Annotated in this window: 14 protein-coding genes; all 14 read right to left on the bottom strand. The window is 71.4% G+C overall.

The window, feature by feature from the left end:
- Positions 1 to 37 precede the first annotated feature (37 nt).
- Entirely contained in the window at positions 38 to 727 is a 690-nt protein-coding gene (gene mtrA / locus ABZ671_RS04150) for an MtrAB system response regulator MtrA (RefSeq protein WP_357541982.1), read from the bottom strand.
- Between the two features lie 228 nt (positions 728 to 955).
- Positions 956 to 2,266, bottom strand: coding sequence for an iron uptake transporter deferrochelatase/peroxidase subunit (gene efeB / locus ABZ671_RS04145; protein ID WP_357850913.1), 1,311 nt, complete (start codon positions 2,264 to 2,266; stop codon positions 956 to 958).
- Positions 2,267 to 2,289: 23 nt separating this feature from the next.
- Positions 2,290 to 3,417 (bottom strand): iron uptake system protein EfeO, encoded by a 1,128-nt coding sequence (gene efeO, locus ABZ671_RS04140; RefSeq protein WP_357850910.1) that lies wholly within the window; start codon positions 3,415 to 3,417, stop codon positions 2,290 to 2,292.
- A 29-nt stretch (positions 3,418 to 3,446) separates the two neighbouring features.
- Positions 3,447 to 4,313, bottom strand: a complete 867-nt coding sequence (gene efeU / locus ABZ671_RS04135) for an iron uptake transporter permease EfeU (RefSeq protein ID WP_357850907.1) — start codon at positions 4,311 to 4,313, stop codon at positions 3,447 to 3,449.
- Between the two features lie 188 nt (positions 4,314 to 4,501).
- Positions 4,502 to 6,001, bottom strand: coding sequence for an adenosylhomocysteinase (gene ahcY, locus ABZ671_RS04130; protein ID WP_357850903.1), 1,500 nt, complete (start codon positions 5,999 to 6,001; stop codon positions 4,502 to 4,504).
- 297 nt (positions 6,002 to 6,298) lie between these two features.
- Positions 6,299 to 7,450, bottom strand: a complete 1,152-nt coding sequence (manA, locus tag ABZ671_RS04125) for a mannose-6-phosphate isomerase, class I (protein WP_357850900.1) — start codon at positions 7,448 to 7,450, stop codon at positions 6,299 to 6,301.
- Positions 7,451 to 7,452: 2 nt separating this feature from the next.
- Complete coding sequence (locus ABZ671_RS04120; RefSeq protein ID WP_357850898.1) at positions 7,453 to 8,415, bottom strand: cation diffusion facilitator family transporter; 963 nt, start codon at positions 8,413 to 8,415, stop codon at positions 7,453 to 7,455.
- A gap of 102 nt (positions 8,416 to 8,517) precedes the next feature.
- Positions 8,518 to 9,714, bottom strand: coding sequence for an SIS domain-containing protein (locus ABZ671_RS04115; protein WP_357850894.1), 1,197 nt, complete (start codon positions 9,712 to 9,714; stop codon positions 8,518 to 8,520).
- Positions 9,711 to 9,923 carry a Trm112 family protein gene (locus ABZ671_RS04110; RefSeq protein ID WP_357850890.1) on the bottom strand — a complete coding sequence of 71 codons (213 nt, stop codon included), beginning with the start codon at positions 9,921 to 9,923 and terminating at the stop codon, positions 9,711 to 9,713. Before ABZ671_RS04110 ends, ABZ671_RS04115 begins: the two co-directional genes overlap by 4 nt.
- Positions 9,924 to 10,129: 206 nt before the next feature.
- Positions 10,130 to 11,122: a hypothetical protein gene (locus ABZ671_RS04105; RefSeq protein ID WP_357850887.1), complete on the bottom strand. Its 993-nt coding sequence runs from the start codon at positions 11,120 to 11,122 to the stop codon at positions 10,130 to 10,132.
- Between the two features lie 121 nt (positions 11,123 to 11,243).
- Positions 11,244 to 11,939: a deoxyribonuclease V gene (nfi, locus tag ABZ671_RS04100; RefSeq protein ID WP_357850884.1), complete on the bottom strand. Its 696-nt coding sequence runs from the start codon at positions 11,937 to 11,939 to the stop codon at positions 11,244 to 11,246.
- Between the two features lie 21 nt (positions 11,940 to 11,960).
- Positions 11,961 to 12,644, bottom strand: a complete 684-nt coding sequence (locus ABZ671_RS04095) for a tetratricopeptide repeat protein (RefSeq protein ID WP_357850880.1) — start codon at positions 12,642 to 12,644, stop codon at positions 11,961 to 11,963.
- Positions 12,644 to 13,084, bottom strand: a complete 441-nt coding sequence (locus ABZ671_RS04090) for a hypothetical protein (RefSeq protein ID WP_357850877.1) — start codon at positions 13,082 to 13,084, stop codon at positions 12,644 to 12,646. Before ABZ671_RS04090 ends, ABZ671_RS04095 begins: the two co-directional genes overlap by 1 nt.
- Positions 13,081 to 17,391 carry a toxin glutamine deamidase domain-containing protein gene (locus ABZ671_RS04085; protein WP_357851702.1) on the bottom strand — a complete coding sequence of 1,437 codons (4,311 nt, stop codon included), beginning with the start codon at positions 17,389 to 17,391 and terminating at the stop codon, positions 13,081 to 13,083. Before ABZ671_RS04085 ends, ABZ671_RS04090 begins: the two co-directional genes overlap by 4 nt.
- Position 17,392 lies beyond the last annotated feature (1 nt).

Genomic DNA, 17,392 nt, shown 5'->3' with positions numbered 1-17,392 from the left:
GGCGGGAGGCGGGGAGGTCACCACAGTGATGACCAGGCTATCCGGTGCCCGCCTTGTAGCCCACGCCGCGCACGGTGAGAATGATTTCGGGCCGCTCCGGATCCGGCTCGATCTTGGCGCGCAACCGCTGGACGTGCACGTTGACCAGGCGGGTGTCGGCGGCGTGCCGGTAGCCCCAGACCTGCTCCAGCAGCACCTCGCGGGTGAAGACCTGACGCGGCTTGCGGGCGAGCGCGACCAGCAGGTCGAACTCCAGCGGGGTCAGCTTCACCTCCTCGCCGTCCCGGCTGACCGTGTGCGCCGGCACGTCGATCGAGATCTGATTGCCGGGCGGGCCGATGGTGAGCAGCTCCGGCGCCACGTCCTCGCCCCGGCGCAGCCGGGCCCGCATCCGGGCCACCAGCTCCTTGGGCTTGAACGGCTTCACCACGTAGTCGTCGGCGCCCGACTCCAGCCCGAGCACCACGTCGACCGTGTCGCTCTTGGCGGTCAGCATGACGATCGGCACGCCGGACTCGGCCCGGATCGACCGGGCCACGTCGATGCCGCTCATCCCGGGCAGCATCAGGTCCAGCAGGACGATGTCGGGTCGGCTCTCACGAAACGCGGCCAGCGCCCGTTCCCCGTCCGCGACGAATGAGGGCACGAACCCCTCGCTGCGCAGGACGATGCCGAGCATCTCGGCGAGCGCGGGGTCGTCGTCGACCACCAGTACCCGGGCTCTCATGGGGTTTATCGTTCCATCCCCGTTCGGTTGGAAGGGTTCGGCGTCATCACGGGCACGGTACCCGCGGCCGGCGGCCCCGCACCACCGCCGACCGTCCGGACCTGCTGCGTCGGGTGCGGGTTCGACAGGACCGGCCGTGCCACCATGATCCCCCGGGCGCGTCGTTGCCGCCACTTCCGCCCCGAACCGATGCCCTGGTCGGACCCCACCGGGCCCCGGTGGGGCCGGTCAGGAGAAGAGCGTGCCGCCCCACCAGTCGGCGGCGTCGCGGACGCCCGGCGGGCAGGCGAACAGCCCGCTGGAGACGTGGCGCAAATACTCGTTCATCGCGTCCTGGCGGGCGAGTCGGGTCTGGATCGGCACGAACTGCCGGCGCGGGTCGCGCTGGTACGCGATGAAGAAGAGCCCGGCGTCCAGCCGTCCCAGCCCGTCCGAGCCGTCGACGAAGTTGTAGCCACGGCGCAGCAGACGCGCACCGCCGTTCTGGTCCGGGTGGGCGAGCCGGACGTGCGCGTCCTCGGCGATGAGCGGTTCCCCGTCGTCGTTCTTGGCGGCGAGGTCCGGCTCGTCGAACTCGCGGGCCTTGCCCAGCGGCGCGCCGACGCCCTTGGTCCGCCCGACGATCTGCTCCTGCTCGGCCAGGGAGCTGCGGTCCCACGTCTCGATCAACATCCGGATCTTCCGGGTGACCAGGTAAGAACCGCCGGTCATCCAGTCCGGCCCGTCGCCCGGCTGCGCCCACAGGTGCTCGCGCAACAGCCCCGCGTCCTCGGCCTTCAGATTGGCGGTGCCGTCCTTGAAGCCGAACAGGTTGCGCGGGGTGGCCTGGTCCCGCGACGTCGACGACGTACGCCCGAAGCCGAGCTGCGACCAGCGGACGCTGACCACGCCCATCCCGATGCGGGCCAGGTTGCGGACGGCGTGCACCGCCACCTGCGGGTCGTTGGCGCAGGCCTGGACGCAGATGTCGCCGCCGGAGATCTCCGGCTTGAGCGCGTCCCCGGCGAAGTGCGGCAGGTCGGCCAGGGCGGCGGGACGCCGGTCGGCGATGCCGAACCGGTCCGTGCCCTGGGCGTCGCGAAACAGCGTCGGACCGAAGCCGATGGTGAGGGTGAGCTGCGACGGGGGCAGCCCGAGGGCCTCACCGGTGTCGTCCGGCGGGGCCTCCGGCAGGCCGCCGACCGCGCCGAGCAGCCCGGCGTCCTTGCCGGCGGTCATCCGGGCCGCGGCGGCGGTCCACTCCTGCAGCAGCGCGATAAGCCTCGCCCGGTCCTTGGTGATCACGTCGAAGGCGACGAAGTGCAGCCGGTCCTGAGCGGGAGTGGTGATGCCGGCCTGGCGCTCGCCGTGGAACGGCACCGCCCCGGCGGCCGCGTCGGTGGCGGCCGCGTGGGTGTCGCCGCCGCTCAGGGCACCCGCGCCGGCCGCCACCCCGGCGACGCCGGCGGCGCCGACCCCGGCCAGGGTGAGGGCCCGCCGCCGGGACAGGGTGGCCCGGCGTGGGGCCTCGGCGGGTGCCGCCTCGCTCCGCTCGCTCATCGCTTTACCTTCCGGCCCGGTCGTCACCGGGCGACGACCGCAGCGACCTTGCTGACCGGTTCGGCCAGCGCGTTGATGCTGTCCGACAACTCCTTCAGCTCGGCCTCGCTGAGCTGGGTGTGCAGCTTCCAGCCGTCACCGGCCCGATGCCTGCCGAGGGCGGCCTCGGCGTTGGCGAACTCGGTGTCGAGCTGCTTGACCAGCTCAGGAGCGCGCTGCTCCAGCGCCGGGCGCAGCGCGGCGATGGCCGCCTTGGAGCCCTCCAGGTTGGCGTTGAAGTCCCAGAGATCGGTGTGCGAGTAGCGTTCCTCCTCACCGGTGATCTTGCCGCTGGCAACCTCGTCCAGGAGCGCCTTGGCGCCGTTGGCGAGCTGGAGCGGGGTGAGCTTCTCCGCGTTGGCCCGGGCCACGAGCTCCGTCACGTCGACGAGCAGCTGGTCAGCGATCGGGCCGTCCTTGCTGATGTCGCCGGTCGTCCAGAGGTCCTTCTCCAGCCGGTGGAAGCCGGTGAACTCCATGCCCTCCTCGATGACCTCCTCCCGGCCGTCGATCTTCGGGTCGAGATCGCCGAAGCTCTCCGCGACCGGCTCGATCCGCTCCCAGTAGGTGCGGGCCACCGGATACAGCGCCTTGGCCTTCGCCACGTCGCCGGCCTTGACCGCGGCCACGAACTCCTCGGTCTTGGTCAACAGCGCGTCGGTCTGACTCTTCACGTACCGCTGATAGCTGGCGGTGGCCTCGGCCAGCGCGGCGTCGGGCGCCACGCTCGGGGCGTTGCCGGTGACCTTCAACGCGCCCCGGATACCCCGGCCGATCATTCCGGGCTTGCAGGCCGTCTCGTACGTCCCGGCGGACAGTTCGACCCGCAGCTCACGGCTCAGCCCCGGGGCAATGTTCTCCACCTCGCCCATCACCCGGTCGCCGGCGCCGTATACGTAGAACTCGTTGACCTTGGAACCGGAGTTGGTGATGGCGAAGGCCACCTGACCGGCCTCGACCTCGGTCACGGCGACCTCACAGACGGTATCGGTGGCCTTGACTTCGATCGGCCTGTCCTTCGCGTCCTTCTTGTCGCCGCCCCCACAGCCGGCCAGGCCGGCGACGGCGAGCAGCCCGGCAGCGGCCGGCACGACGAATCGACTGGTACGCATCGGTTCTGGTCTCCTCTGAGGCGGGACGGTCAGGCGCTCTGGGGGGTGACGGTGGGAGTCGCGGCCGGCGCAGCCGGCTTGCCCGGGCTGCTCGGCTTGCGCAGGAACAGCGCCATCACCGGCACCGCGTACGCCACCCAGGCGACCATCTCGAGCACACTCGGCGCGGCAGTGATGTTGAACATGCCGCTCAGCAGCGTCGCGTACCAACTGCCCGGGTCGAGCACCGAGGAGATGTCGAAGGCGTGGTTGTTCAGGCCGGGCAGCACGTCGGCCTCCTGGAAGTCGTGCACGCCGTACTTGAAGATGCCGGCGGCGACCAGGATCAGCAGCGCGCCGGTCCAGGTGAAGAACCTGCCCAGGTTGAGCCGGAGGGCGCTGCGGTAGAGCAGGAAGCCGATCACCACGGCGGTGGTGACACCACCGATCAGCGCGAGCAGCGGGTCGCGGCCCGCGCCACCGGCCGCGCTCTCGGCGGCGGAGTAGAAGATCAGCGCGGTCTCCAGGCCCTCCCGGATCACCGCGAGGAAGGCCATCCCGGTCACCGCGAACGCGCCGACGGCGAGCGCCTCGGAAAGCCTGCCGCGCAGCTCGCCGGCGATGCTGCGGGCGGCCTTGCGCATCCAGAAAACCATCCAGGTGACGAAGACCACCGCGGCGATCGAGGTGACCGCGTCGAAGAGTTCGCGTTGCTTCGAGGTGTTGAGCAGCGCGCTCGAGGTGTACTCGATCATCCAGCCGAAGAAGACCGACAGGGCCACCGCCAGACCGACCCCGAGCCACACGTGCGGCAGCCGGTTGCGGCGGTCCGACTTGACCAGGAAGGCGACCAGGATGCTGACCACCAGGGTCGCCTCCAGGCCCTCCCGCAGGCCGATCAGGTACGTGGCGAACATCGGTACTCCGTCTAAGTTAGGCACGCCTCAGCTAAGTTAGGGCAGCCATACCTTCCTCCCGATCGGGGGTCGCGTCAAGTCGTTCACGACAACGTCACCCGGTGGGACGGCTGACAGACACCCGCGTACGCGAAAGGGACCGGGACGACCGCACGGCGGCCGACCCCGGTCCCCTCCGGGCGTGGCTCTCAGTACCGGTAGTGCTCCGGCTTGAACGGGCCCTCCTGCGGCACGCCGAGGTAGGCGGCCTGCTCCTTGGTGAGGGTGCTCAGCTTGGCGCCGAGCGCGTCCAGGTGCAGCCGGGCGACCTTCTCGTCCAGGTGCTTGGGGAGCACGTACACGCCGACCGGGTATTCCTCGGTCTTGGTGTAGAGCTCGATCTGGGCGATCGTCTGGTTGGCGAACGAGTTGGACATCACGAAGCTCGGGTGCCCGGTCGCGTTGCCCAGGTTCAGCAGGCGGCCCTCGGAGAGCACGATGATGGCGTGGCCGTCGGCGAACTTCCAGAGGTCGACCTGCGGCTTGATGTTCTCCCGAGTGACGTCCGAGCGCTTCGCCAGGCCGGCCATGTCGATCTCGTTGTCGAAGTGGCCGATGTTGCCGACGATGGCCTGGTGCTTCATCCGGGCCATGTGCTCGTTGGTGATGACGTCGAAGCAGCCGGTGGCGGTGATGAAGATGTCGGCCTGCTCGACCACGTCGTCCAGCGTCGAGACCTGGTAGCCGTCCATCGCCGCCTGCAGCGCGCAGATCGGGTCGACCTCGGTCACCACGACCCGGGCGCCCTGGCCGCGCAGCGACTCGGCGCAGCCCTTGCCCACGTCGCCGTAGCCGAGCACGACGGCCATCTTGCCGCCGATCAGCACGTCGGTAGCCCGGTTGATGCCGTCGATCAGCGAGTGGCGGCAGCCGTACTTGTTGTCGAACTTGCTCTTGGTCACCGAGTCGTTGACGTTGATCGCCGGGAACAGCAGCGTGCCGGCCCGGTGCATCTCGTAGAGCCGGTGCACACCGGTGGTGGTCTCCTCGGTGACACCCTTGATGCCGGCGGCGATCCGCGTCCAACGCTGGCCGTCCTCGGCCAGCGACCGGTGCAGCAGCCCGAGAATGACCGCGTACTCCTCGGAGTCAGCCGACTCGACCGGCGGCACGACGCCGGCCTTCTCGAACTCGACACCCTTGTGCACGAGCAGGGTGGCGTCTCCGCCGTCGTCGAGGATCATGTTGGGGGCCTGCCCGTCCGGCCAGGTCAGCACCTGCTCGGTGCACCACCAGTACTCCTCCAGGGTCTCGCCCTTCCAGGCGTAGACCGGAACGCCGGCCGGGGCTTCGGGAGTGCCGTCCGGGCCGACGACGATCGCCGCGGCGGCGTGGTCCTGGGTGGAGAAGATGTTGCAGGACGCCCACCGCACCTGCGCGCCCAGCGCGACCAGGGTCTCGATCAGAACAGCGGTCTGGATCGTCATGTGCAGCGAACCCGTGATACGCGCGCCGGCCAACGGCTGCGCCTCGGCGAACTCGCGCCGAATCGCCATCAGCCCGGGCATCTCATGCTCGGCGAGCCGGATCTCCTTACGCCCGAACTCGGCGAGCGACAGATCCGCCACCTTGTAGTCGCCCCCGGCGAGGGTGCTCGGCCGGGCTCCGGACGACGCGCCACTGAAGGCCGCCGGGAGGGTGCTGGTCATAGAAACTCCTGTCAAACGAAGTGCTGCGCAGCTTTTTACCTTACGCGCGTGGCCTTCTTCACCCATGCGCGGTTTCCGATGAGGTCCGGCCCGATCGGTAAACAGCGCACGGGGCGGTCGGTCATGGACAGACTTTCCGCCCACGGCCCGACCGCCCCGTGCATCCCCCCGGTTTGGTTCCCCGCGCGTTACCGAGACCTTCATCGCGACAACGCTGCGCACTCATAGAGTCACACTGAGCGAAGGCCGCGTCAAGCTATTCCGGGAAAGTCGGACTCGTCCAATTTTCTTCCGCACTCAGCGCAGGCCGCAGCTGGCGACGAACGCCTCGCCCTCACCGTCGATGACCAGCGGACCGCCCACCGCAGACCCCACCGCCGCCTGCCCCGGCTCGAGCACGACCGTGCCCACCCCGTCGTCGACGGCGAGCCGGCCGGCCCGACAGAGCACCACCCGCGGCCCCGGCAACGCCAGCCGCGCCCGCGGACAACCGGCCGCCAACTCGACCCGGTGCAGCGCGAAATCCTCGACCGGCACCGGCCAGGTCACCACCCCGGGCGCAACCGACACCGGCGCGATCACCGGCTCGGCGAGCACCTCGAACCGCAGTACCCGCAGCAACTCGTGCACGTCGACCCGCTTCGGCGTGAGACCGCCGCGCAGCACGTTGTCACTGGCCGCCATGATCTCCACGCCGGTGCCCCACAGGTAGGCGTGCAGGTTGCCGGCCGGCATCCAGATCGCCTCGCCCGGCGCCAGCCGCACGTGGTGCAGCAGCAACGCCACCAGCACCCCCGGATCGGCCGGGTAGTCGGCCGCCAGGCCGCGGGCCAGCGTCGCCTCCGGCCCGGCAGCCTCCGCCGCCAGCACGTCCGCCAACAGCCCGGGCCGCTCCGCATCCGGCCAGCTCAACAGCAGGCGTACGGCCTCCCGCAGCCCCGCCGGCCCGGCCCGTAGCGCCGCCACGACCGGTTCCAGCGCCGGCACGCCGAACGCGGCGAGCGCCGCCGCCGACACGGCCGGGTCGCGGAACCCACAGAGCGCGTCGAACTCCGACAGCGCCACCAGCAACTCCGGCTTGTGGTACGGGTCCACGTAATTGACCCGGTCCGCGTCGGCCGCGTGCCCCGCCCGGGCCTGTTCGGCGTCCGGATGCGCCTGCAGGCTCAACGGAGCGTCCGCGGCCAGCACCTTCAGCAAAAACGGCAACCGAATGCCGAACCGGCCGACGAGCCGCTCACCCAACCAGTGGTCCGGCTCGGCGACCAGCAACTCGGTGAGGCTCACCGGCGTCCCGTCCCGCTCCACAGTCGCCGGGCCGTCCGGGTGCGCGCCCAGCCACAGCTCCGCCTCCGGCCCGTCACTCGGCACCGGGCGTCCCTGTAACTGGGCGATCGCAGTACGGGAGCCCCAGGCGTAGTCCCGGATCCGGCCCTGCAACAGCTCCACGGTCAGCTCCCGGCCCGCCCGGACGCTCCGGCGGGCCCGGGATCCGACTCCGCCGCGCGGTAGATGTCCGGCTCCAGGTAGATCACCCGGGCGATCGGCACCGCGCTGCGGATCCGCGCCTCGACCGCGTCGATGCCCCGGGCCACCTCTTCGGCCGTCTCACAGGCCGCCACCGCGACCTTCGCGGCCACCATCAGCTCCTCCGGGCCCAGGTAGAGCGTCTTCATGTGGATGATCCGCTCGACCTCCGGGCCGCCGGTGACGGCCTGCTCGATCGCGGCCAGGTCCCTCGGCTCGGCACCCTCCCCGATCAGCAGGCTCTTGGTCTCGACCGCGAGGATGACCGCGATGGTCACCAGCAGCAGACCGATCATCAGGGTGCCGAACGCATCCCACCTGCCGTTACCGGTGGCCAGGGTCATCCCCACGCCGACCAGCGCGAACACCAGACCGATCAGCGCGCCGAAATCCTCCAGCAGCACCACCGGCAGCTCGGGCGCCTTCGCCCGCCGGATGAACCGCACCCACGACTGGCTGCCCCGCAGCTGGTTGGACTCCTTCATTGCCGTACGGAACGAGAAGGACTCCATACCGACCGCGACCACCAGCACGGTTACCGGCGCCCACTGCCAGCTGGTGATCGCCTCCGGGTGGGTCCACTTGTGGTAGGCCTCGTAGAGAGCGAACAGGCCACCGACGCTGAACAGCACGATCGACACGATGAACGCGTAGATGTACCGCTCCCGGCCGTACCCGAAGGGATGCTGCGGCGTCGCCGCCCGCTTGGCCCGCCGACCGCCGAGCAGCAGCAGCCCCTGGTTGCCGGAGTCGGCCACCGAGTGGATGGCCTCGGCCAGCATCGACGAGGAACCGGTCAGCAGGAACGCGGCGAACTTGGTGACGGCGATGCCGATGTTCGCCGCAAGGGCGGCGATGATCGCCCTCTTCCCGCCACTGGCGCTCACGCCACCACCCCGCTCCGCTCGGCGGCGGCGCGAGGCACCGCGCTACTGAGCTCAACGGCTCGCTCGCTCCGCTCGCTCACGCCACCACCTCGCACCGCTCGCTCACTGATTCGCCAGTTCCTTCATCTCCGAGACGGCCGGCACGGCCATCGGGTCCAAGCCGTGCGCCAAGGCCAGGTAGACCGAGGTGAAGTCCGGGACCGCCACCAGCGAAGCCAGCCGCTCCAGCGCGGAACCGCCCTCGGCGGTGACCACGTCGCAGCGCACCCCGCGCCGCTCGGCCAGGGTCTGCACCGCGTCGGCCCGCCGCTCCTCCACCGCGAGGGGCTCGTCGGTGTCGTCTCCCGCGGTGAGCCCGCCGTCACGCAGCAGCACCAACCGCAGCCGGGTGGCGTCCGTGCCGGCCTCGTCCGGGTCGGCGAAGATGTCCCGATCCCCCTCAACCAGCCCGCCGAAGACCCCGTCGAGCAGGCCGACCCGGCCCCGCCCCGCCTCGCCCAGCGCCCCGGTCACCACCGGGTAGCGGGCGTTGGCCGAGAGCGTGTCACCGAACCGGCGGGCGGCGACGGTGGCCAGCGGCGACGAACCCCAGACGATCGGGATCGACCCGGCCAGGCCCAGAGCCAGCGACTTCGCCGGGTTGACGAAGGACTCGGCGGCGGGGCGGCAGCGGTCGGCGTCCGCGTCCAGCCGGGCCGCGGTCTCGGCCAGGTCCGCCTCGTTCACCTTGACCAGCCCGAGCGTACGGGCCGCGAGCAGCACCGGCACGGTGAGCGCCCAAAGACTCGCCCGGGCCGGGGCGCGCCGAGGCACCGGAATGAACGGCGCCCGGGCCCGCTCGGCCACCGACTGGAGCTGCGAATCCGGAGCGCCGACAGCGACCAGACGGGCACCCCGCCGGTGCGCGGCCTCGGCCGCGCCCAGCGCCTCTGGGCTGCGACCCGACGCGCTGACCGCGATGACCACGTCGGCCGCACCCACCCAGCCCGGCACACCGGCACTACTGTGCGGGATCACCGGCACCGGACAACGCGGCCCGGCCACCGTCGCCAGCACGTCCCCGGTCCGCCCAGCGGTACCGATGCCGGCGATGACCACCGCGCGCGGTCGTCCCTCGTCGGCGAGCGCGCTCAGATTCGCCTCGGCGGTCAGCGCGGCCGATTCCCGCACCTGGGCACCGGCGGAGGCGGTGAACCGGAGCATGCCGCCCGGATCCCGCTCGGTCAGCAGGTCGGGATTGTCCAGCAGCGGCTCGTCGGCGTGCCGGTGCCCGCTGAGCCCGGCCGTACCCTCGATCATCGTTGCGGCGCGGAACCGCCGCGCGCGTCGTCCGCCGCGGATCCACCGCGCGCCTCGTCCAGCAACAGCACCGGCACGTCGTCGCGGACCTCGAAGATCCGACCGCATTCCGTGCAGGTCAGGGTCTGGGCCTGCGGGTCGTAGTCGAGCGGGGCGTGGTGTGTGTCCGGGCAGGCGAGGATCTCGAGCAACTGCGGGTCCAGGGCCACGTCGCGGCTCCTTCCACGTATGCGGTCTGACCGGTCGGCGGCGCCGACCGGCGCACGCGATCTTATCGGCGAACCGGCACGGAAGCCGCGTCACGCAGCTGGACCATCCGCCGGCTTCTACGCCCACCGGTCACCGTGGCACCGACTCGCGTCGGTCGCCGCCACACACCGTCACCGTAACTCCCGATGGGCGGTCCAGCCCCGGCTCAGCGGAGCTCGTGGGGCAGCACACTGGTCGCGTCGCCGCCCGGGGCTGCGGACGGCTCGCCGGCCGACCGGTTTGCCGCGGCCGCGCCATACACGTTGCCGGTTGGGCGGGGCGACGAACCCCCGCCATAGACGGTCGGAGTTGGCGGCTTCTGCCCGTACACCCGTCCCGCCGCCGCCGGCGCCGCGGCCCGGTATGTGGTGCCACCCGCGTCGCGGGCCAGCGGGACCTGTGGGTAGGCGTCCGCGTGCTCGTCGGCCCGGTCCGTGCGATTGCGCCGGACCAGCAGCACGATCAGGGCGACGCCGACGAGCACCAGGCCGATGCCGAACCACATGACTGGGGAACCTCCGGAGGACGAATCGGCGGCGGCGCGGGACCCGACGGTCGGAACGGCGGCGGCCACCACGGCGGTCGGCGGATCCTCGTCCGACGACGGGGTGACGGCGGCGCTCGGGGTCGGGGACGGCTTCCGCGTCGGCGAAGGGCTCACCGCCTTTGCCCCACCCACCATGCGAGCAGCGGCGTCGGCCTGGCCGAGAAGACGACCGGCGGCGGTGCTCGCGACGCCAACCACGGTCAGCCGACCACCCGGCGCGCCGGCCAGGAAGGCGACCCGGTAGCGGACCGTCGTCCCCTTGCCCTTGCAGAGGGCCGGCTTGTCCGGCGCGGTGGCGGCCGTGACGACCGCGCCGTCGCCGCCGGAGACCTCGACCGGCTGCCACCGCCCACCGGCGTTGACCTCCACCCGGACCTGGTCGGCCTGGACACCGTCGAGCCGCAGCCCCAGACCGGTGCGCAGCTGCACGCAGCCGTCGGTGCGCTTGCGCACCTCCAGCGCGACCGTTTCCGATGACCCGCCGACGGTGAAGCTGCGGGCCGCACGAACGTGCACCCGGTCGTCGGCGGCCAGCGCTGGGGGCGCCCCCACGGCCACCAGGCCGCACAGCATCACGCCGAAGATGGCCAGCCGTGCGGCGTGCCGCCTCATCGACATCTCCACCTCACCGTTCCCACCCCGACGGGGTGCGCCGGGTCAGGCTACTACCGGCCCAGGTTGGTATCCGCCCATCGAGCGCTCGACATGTGCGCCGCGACACGCCGGACCGGCGTCAGGCCAGCGCGGCGGCCAACGCCCGCCGGGACAACCGGTCGGCCGTCCGGGTGGTCTCCGGCAGCCGGAACCGGGGCGTCAACGCCAGCACCCGGTCGGCGGCGTTGGCGAGGCCCATCCGGTGACCGACACTGACGAACACCGGCTTCACCCCGTCCCGGGTACGCAGCACCCGACCGATCTCCTCACCGCCGTCACACAGCGGCGTCCAGGCACCCCGCTCCAGCCCCGGCTCCGCCCACTCGCCGACCAGCGGCGTCTTCCCCACCCCGATCGCGGGCAGACCGGTGACCAGGCCGAGATGGCAGGCCAGCCCGAACCGACGCGGGTGCGCCAGCCCGTGGCCATCGCAGACCAGCAGCTCGGGGCGCACGGTCAACCGGTCCAGGGCGGCCAGCAGCGCGGGCATCTCGCGGAACGCGAACAGCCCCGGCACATACCCGAAGGCGGGTCGCCCGACGCTGACGGCCTCGTCGACCACGGCCAGCGTGGTGGCGTCCAGCACCGTTACAGCCGCCGCGAGCCGGTCACCGCTCTCCGCGTACGCGACATCGAGGCCGGCCACCGTCGTGGGTGCGGCCGGCCCCGGCCCGACCAGGTCCACCCGCGACCGCAACTCGTCCTGTACGCGCAGCGCCTCCGCGACGTCAGCCGGCGCCACGTACGGGACCTGATGCTTCCGCGTACCCGTCACCAGCTCACCGTAGCTAGCGGATCAGCTGCTAGACGGAAAGAGGTTTGCCCGCGCCTCCTCGGCCCACCGCAGGATGCCGTACGCCGCGGACGCCTCGGCGACCGCCGTGGCCTCGTCCACCAGAGCGAGCGCCCGGTCGGGGTGCCCCGCCTCGGCGGCGAGGTAGCCGAGCGCGACCAGGTTCGCGGCGACGCCGGGCAGGAACTCCACTTTCCGGCGCAACCGGGTCGACTCCTCCATCCGCTCCCAGGCCACGTCGAGCCGGCCTGCGGCGCGGTCCAGGAACGCGATGTGCCGCAACACGTACGACAGGGTCAGCTCGTCGCTGGCCAGCGTGGCCAATTCCCGGGCGCGCACGAAGGCCGGAGCAGCCGCCTCCTCATCGCCGCGGATCACCTGATGCACGCAACCCATCCAGAACCAGGCTTCCCCTTCACCACGCGGGTCACCGAGCCGCTGGTACAACTCGGCCGCCCGCTCGAGGAGCTCCAGCTCCCGCGGATCCTCGACCTTCTCCTCCAGGTAACGCGCGTGCAGCACCCGGCCCCGGGCCAGCGCGAGATCCGCCTCGACCGCGTCCAGTGTCCGGTCGGCGATGGCCAGCGCGGCGCTGCGGCCGCCGAACACCGCCTCCTCGTACAGCTCCCGCGCCCGCTCGATCCGCTCCATCGCCCGCTCCCGCTTGCTGTACGTCCGCCCCGCCATCAGCCGGTCGCGATGGTCGGGTCGGCACCGGGATCTCCGGCCTGCCGCAACTGCTCCTCGAACATGACGAACGTCCGCCGCCGGATGCCCTTGACCAGCGCCGCCTCTTTTGGGGTGTACGGGCGACCTTCGGCAATGGCGACGTCCTCTATCGCCCGAACCGTCTCATAGAGAGCGAAAATCGGACCCTCGCCCTTGAGGTAGCGTCCTCGCTCCGCCTCGGTCCGCTGCACGAACTCCTCGGCGGTACGGACGAAGATATCGCCATCCATGGCGAAAAGGATCTCGTCGATGATGTCGTTGGCCGGCTTCCAGCCGCCCGTCCACCGATCCAGCCGCCAGGCGGTGAGCCCACCTTCCGGCGTGGGCACGATCTTCACCGGCGACTCGTAGTAGTCGTAGTAGCCAGCGAGATCCAAGCTCTGCCCGTCACCGATCACTGATTGCCTCCGGTCAGAGTCGACTGCAGGGCAGCCCAGAAGTGCTCCCGCTGGCGCTGGATGATGCCCTTACGAATGGCTGACTCCGTCTCCGACACGCTACGTCCTCGTTCCCGGGCGACCGCTTCCAGGTCGCGCCTCACCTCGAACAAGGAATGCTCCCACTGCGCCACCTCATCGACCGCAGCGAGCTGCAAGCGGAATTCCGCGAGGTGACCGGAGGAGGTCCGCAGCATGATCTGCACGTCCCGGTAGCCACTCTCCTGTGGTTTGACGAAGCGGTCCTCAAATCTGGCGATCCTCACCCGCGGATCACCCCGCAGTGCGGCCAAAGCCGCATAAAGATCATCTAGCCGCTCGTAGGAGATCCGGCCCGCCGCCAGATCCAGCAGGCGAGAGGCATTGCCGTCGTACTGCGCGACCTTGTCCTCGGCCCGCTTTCGATCCTTGGGCTCAGGGCGCGGCCGATACTCGGCGCCGCTCGATGTCTCGGCCAACCTACGCCCCAACGCGTCGATCTCGAGTTGCGCGGCGGCAGCAGCCTCGTACAGCCCGTCGAGGTACTGCCGCTGGTAGGTGACGTCACCCTGTCGGCCCCGATCGAAGCCAGGTTGGAAGGCGCGCGGGCGAGGGACATTGAAGTGTGAGCTGATTTCCAGTTGCTCGCCGGTGAGCGGCGTGGGCAGCACGGGTGGGGTCGGCGCTGCGGCGACCGCAGCCGCCCCGCGCTCGGCGATGTCGTTCAGAACGTCGCCGAGGACGTCGATCGCCTCCTGATGGCTGGCGAGATGGTGCAGGGTCAACGGTCGCGCGGTCAGCGAGTTGGCCAGCTCCGGGGTCGCCACGATCATCCGGGCCAGGTCGGGCCGCTGCGCCAACTGCTGCACCAGCCTCTCGCCCAGCAGCGGTTCGCCGCGCGGCGGCGCCTCCCACGTCTGGTCGAGCATGTGCTGGACCCGCGGGTCCGTCAGCAGCCGCGTCAGATCGCCGGCGGCCGTTTCGTCCAGCGCTGGCATCAGCCGTCGCAGCGTCGGGGCGTCGAGGCGCTGCGCCAGTTCGACCGGGGTCACCCCGGCGGCGAAGACCTCGTCGAGACTGCCGCTCGCCGCGATCGCATCGTGCACGAACAGGCCGGCCGCGATCCGTCCGGCATGGGCGTCGAGGTGTGCACACCGTACGGCGTCCGTGTCGGGGGCCGGCCCGTTCCCCGGCGACGAGCTGCCATCCGCCCGGTGGAACGTCGTCGACTCCCCGAGCAGGTGGACATGATTGAAGTCCGGCACGTCCGCGCCGTCGAGTGGTCGTGGCGGGTCGGGGGGCCGTGGCGGGTCGGACGGGCAGGGCGGGTCTGGTCGTTCCAGCGGCTCGGGCAGGACGCTGAAGTCGCCGGGCGGCCGGCCGGCGAGCGGCATCGGCCGCCCGTCCGGGCCAAGCACCAGGGCGTCAATCCCGATCGGGTTGCTCTTCTGCCGTGTGCCGCTGTGCGGGTAGAGCGGGCGATCCGCGACGAAATCCGACTGCGGGTCGAGGTAGAGCACCGTGCCGTTCTGGTTCAGCGCCACCCAGGCGTGCGATCCGCCACCCTGCCATGCGGTGACCAGGAAGGCGTAGCTTCCGTGCCCACCCACGAGCAGTTGGCGGTGCAGGTCCTGGTAGCCGCGTTCGATCATCCGCCGCATGTCGAGCTCGGTCCCCGGAGCGGCGTCGGCGCACAGCTTCTGGAACCGTCCTCCGGTGACCGCCTCCACGCGGCGCGGCCCGTCCTCCTCGCCATCCACGGGGCTGTGGACGTCGCCCTGGAGGTAGCCGTCGAAGGTACGCGGCGCGGAAACCCGCGGCCGGCCGTGCACCCAGGTCTCGTAGAGCGACAGCGTGCAGTCGAGACAGTTGATTCCTCGGGTGGCATCCGCCGTCGGGCCACCGTCGTTGGCGAGCCGGAACCAGCCGCCGTGCCGGGGATCGGCCGTACGCATCACGGTGCCGTCCGGGTTGCGCGGCATCTGCCGCTCCAGGTCGGTCTGGTGCAGCGCGAGCGGCGGACGCAACCCACCCCGTACGCCGTACCGGCGGGAGCGGTCGATTGGCGGCGGGTGACCGTCACCGGTGAGGGCGGAGCGGTCCGGCGTCTCCACGGCGCCGGGCGCGAGGTCTGCGACATCGTCGTTGATCCGGTAGAAGTCGGCGTCGTCCTCGATCGTCACCTTGGCCGGCACCTGCGACCCGGCCAGGACCCGCTGCGTTTCCTCACGCAACTCGTTGGCCTCGATGCTTGCCTCGTATGCCGCCTTCTGCCACCGCTGGGCAAGCAGGTCATGACCGGCTCGATGCAGCTGCTGCGCGTTCTCGCCGTATTCGTCGGCCCAGCGGTGGAGCCGGTCAGCCTTGTATCGGAGCCACTCTGCCCTTTGCTGCCGCCGGTTGTCCTCGTACCACACGCGCTGGTCCCGGAAGTAGCTCTGGTAGCGGCGTCGGTCGAGAGCTTCCCGTTCTGCGGCGCGCCACGCCGCCAGCTCTTCCGGCGTCCGCTGGCGAGGCGGAAGCGGATCAAAGGGACCCGGTAGAGCTGGCGGCGGACCGTCGGCGGGCCGGTGCGGGGCCGGGGCCAACGCTTCGAGCAGCGGGAAACGAGGGTCCGGCGTTGGCCGATTGTCCGGGCCGGTGACCGTCGGCCCGACCATCGGCTCCGCCGCAGGCCGGCTGATCGGAGGCGTGTTCGGCGAGCCCGACTGCACGGTCACGGCCCCGGCGGAGACCCGGTCGGTGGGCAACGGTGACGGCGCGTTCGAATGCGGTGCGACGGTCGGGAGTCCGCCTGCCACCGTGGACGCCCCGCTCGCCTGCGCCGGAGCCACCTGACTTGGCGTGCCACCGTCGCCCCCGGAGACCGGACCGAGCCTTGGATCGGCGATGACCGGGTGAGGGGCCGCGACCGGCGACTCGACGGCGACCGAAGAGAGCGTGGGGCTGGCCGCGACCTCGGGGTGCGGCCGGTGGGCACCGGGCTCGGCCACCGCGTGCACCGGTAACGCGGTCCCATCCGCCGACCGCTCCACCTGCATGGGTGAGGAATGCTGCCCTGCCCCCGAAGCTCCGTGGTCCAGCGGCCGGGATTCAGCCAGTTCGGCGACGCGAGGGTCCGTGGTGGCGGAATGCGTAAGGCCGGCGGGCTCGGTCATGGACGCAGTGACCTCGATGGGCGAGGGGGAAGCCGGGCCGATCGGTTCGGGCGTCCGCTGGGCCGGGATGTGGTTACCCGTGTCGGCGGCCCCGGGCAGCGGAAGGGCCGGGTCAGCCGGCAGGCCGGCCAGCTTGCCGTCGAGCCGATGGTGCAGGGCGGCATCGGCCTGACCGGTGGCGAAGCCGCTGACGCCGGAGACCGCCGCCCGCGCCAGGTCCTCCAGCGAGACGTGCTGCCCGGTGACCAGCCCTGCGGCCCCCTCGGCCAGGGTCTCGCCGGCCATCTCCCGCCCGAGGTGCTCGCCGATCCGCGTGAGACGCCCGTCGGCGTGCCGCCCGAGCCCAGCGAGCGGCGCCGCCGCGCCACCCGCGAAGCCACCGAGCCCCGACATGCTCACGTCGGTTAGGTCCAAGCCGTCGCGGCGTCCGGTGGAGTTCTGATACGCCTGGGTCGCCAGGCTGGTGCCCGCCTCCTGCCCGGCCTCGACGAGGCCGCCGTGCACCGCACGTCGACCGAGCCCCCGTAGGCCGCCCTTGCCGATCTCCTTCGCGGCCCGTTCGCCGGCCTCCTTCAGCCCTTCCCTGAGGGCCTTGCGGGCCAGCTGCGCCACGAGCCGCTTGAAGATCTGCTGCACGGCCAGCCGGCTGGCGGCGACGGCCGCCCCGGCGGCCGGTGAGGCGGCACCTGCGGTGAGCACAGCCGCCACCGCCAACGAGAGCAGCTCGATGACCAGGATGCCCAGCTCGATCCAGGCCTCCAGCTTGGCGCCCTCGATGTCGCAGCCGCAGGACTCGACCAGCTTGCCCAACTCGCCGCTGACCGCGAGCAGGACGGGCAGCGGAGCGTCCACGCCCTCGGCCAGCTTGTGCCAGGCGGTGTCGAACGCCTCGGCCACCAGGCCGACTCCGCCGTAGCCGCTACGCACCTCACCGGCGGCGGCGGTCGCGTCGCGAAACGGGCCGGCGAGCACGTCGGCGACGCCGTACCACAGGTCGGCGATGTCCCAGACGGCGCGTTCGTTCCCGTCGGGCCACTCCACGCCGATGACCCAGTCCAGCGCCTCGTAGATCCAGCCGGGCACGTCCCAGGGGCAGTAGTCGAGCGGATGCGGAATCGGGCTGGGCAGCATG

Origin of the sequence: Micromonospora sp. NPDC006766, from assembly GCF_040636055.1 — a bacterium.
In the GTDB taxonomy this organism is placed as follows: domain Bacteria; phylum Actinomycetota; class Actinomycetes; order Mycobacteriales; family Micromonosporaceae; genus Micromonospora.
Note: the sequence above shows the minus strand (reverse complement) of the source record. Positions and strands in the feature narration are given on the sequence as shown.

Excerpts from the sequence above, each read along its gene's own strand:
- mtrA (WP_357541982.1), bottom strand. The coding sequence starts at position 727 with ATGAGAGCCCGGGTACTGGTGGTCGACGACGACCCCGCGCTCGCCGAG.
- efeB (WP_357850913.1), bottom strand. The coding sequence starts at position 2,266 with ATGAGCGAGCGGAGCGAGGCGGCACCCGCCGAGGCCCCACGCCGGGCC.
- efeO (WP_357850910.1), bottom strand. The coding sequence starts at position 3,417 with ATGCGTACCAGTCGATTCGTCGTGCCGGCCGCTGCCGGGCTGCTCGCC.
- efeU (WP_357850907.1), bottom strand. The coding sequence starts at position 4,313 with ATGTTCGCCACGTACCTGATCGGCCTGCGGGAGGGCCTGGAGGCGACC.
- ahcY (WP_357850903.1), bottom strand. The coding sequence starts at position 6,001 with ATGACCAGCACCCTCCCGGCGGCCTTCAGTGGCGCGTCGTCCGGAGCC.
- ABZ671_RS04115 (WP_357850894.1), bottom strand. The coding sequence starts at position 9,714 with ATGATCGAGGGTACGGCCGGGCTCAGCGGGCACCGGCACGCCGACGAG.
- ABZ671_RS04105 (WP_357850887.1), bottom strand. The coding sequence starts at position 11,122 with ATGAGGCGGCACGCCGCACGGCTGGCCATCTTCGGCGTGATGCTGTGC.
- ABZ671_RS04095 (WP_357850880.1), bottom strand. The coding sequence starts at position 12,644 with ATGGCGGGGCGGACGTACAGCAAGCGGGAGCGGGCGATGGAGCGGATC.
- ABZ671_RS04085 (WP_357851702.1), bottom strand. The coding sequence starts at position 17,391 with ATGCTGCCCAGCCCGATTCCGCATCCGCTCGACTACTGCCCCTGGGAC.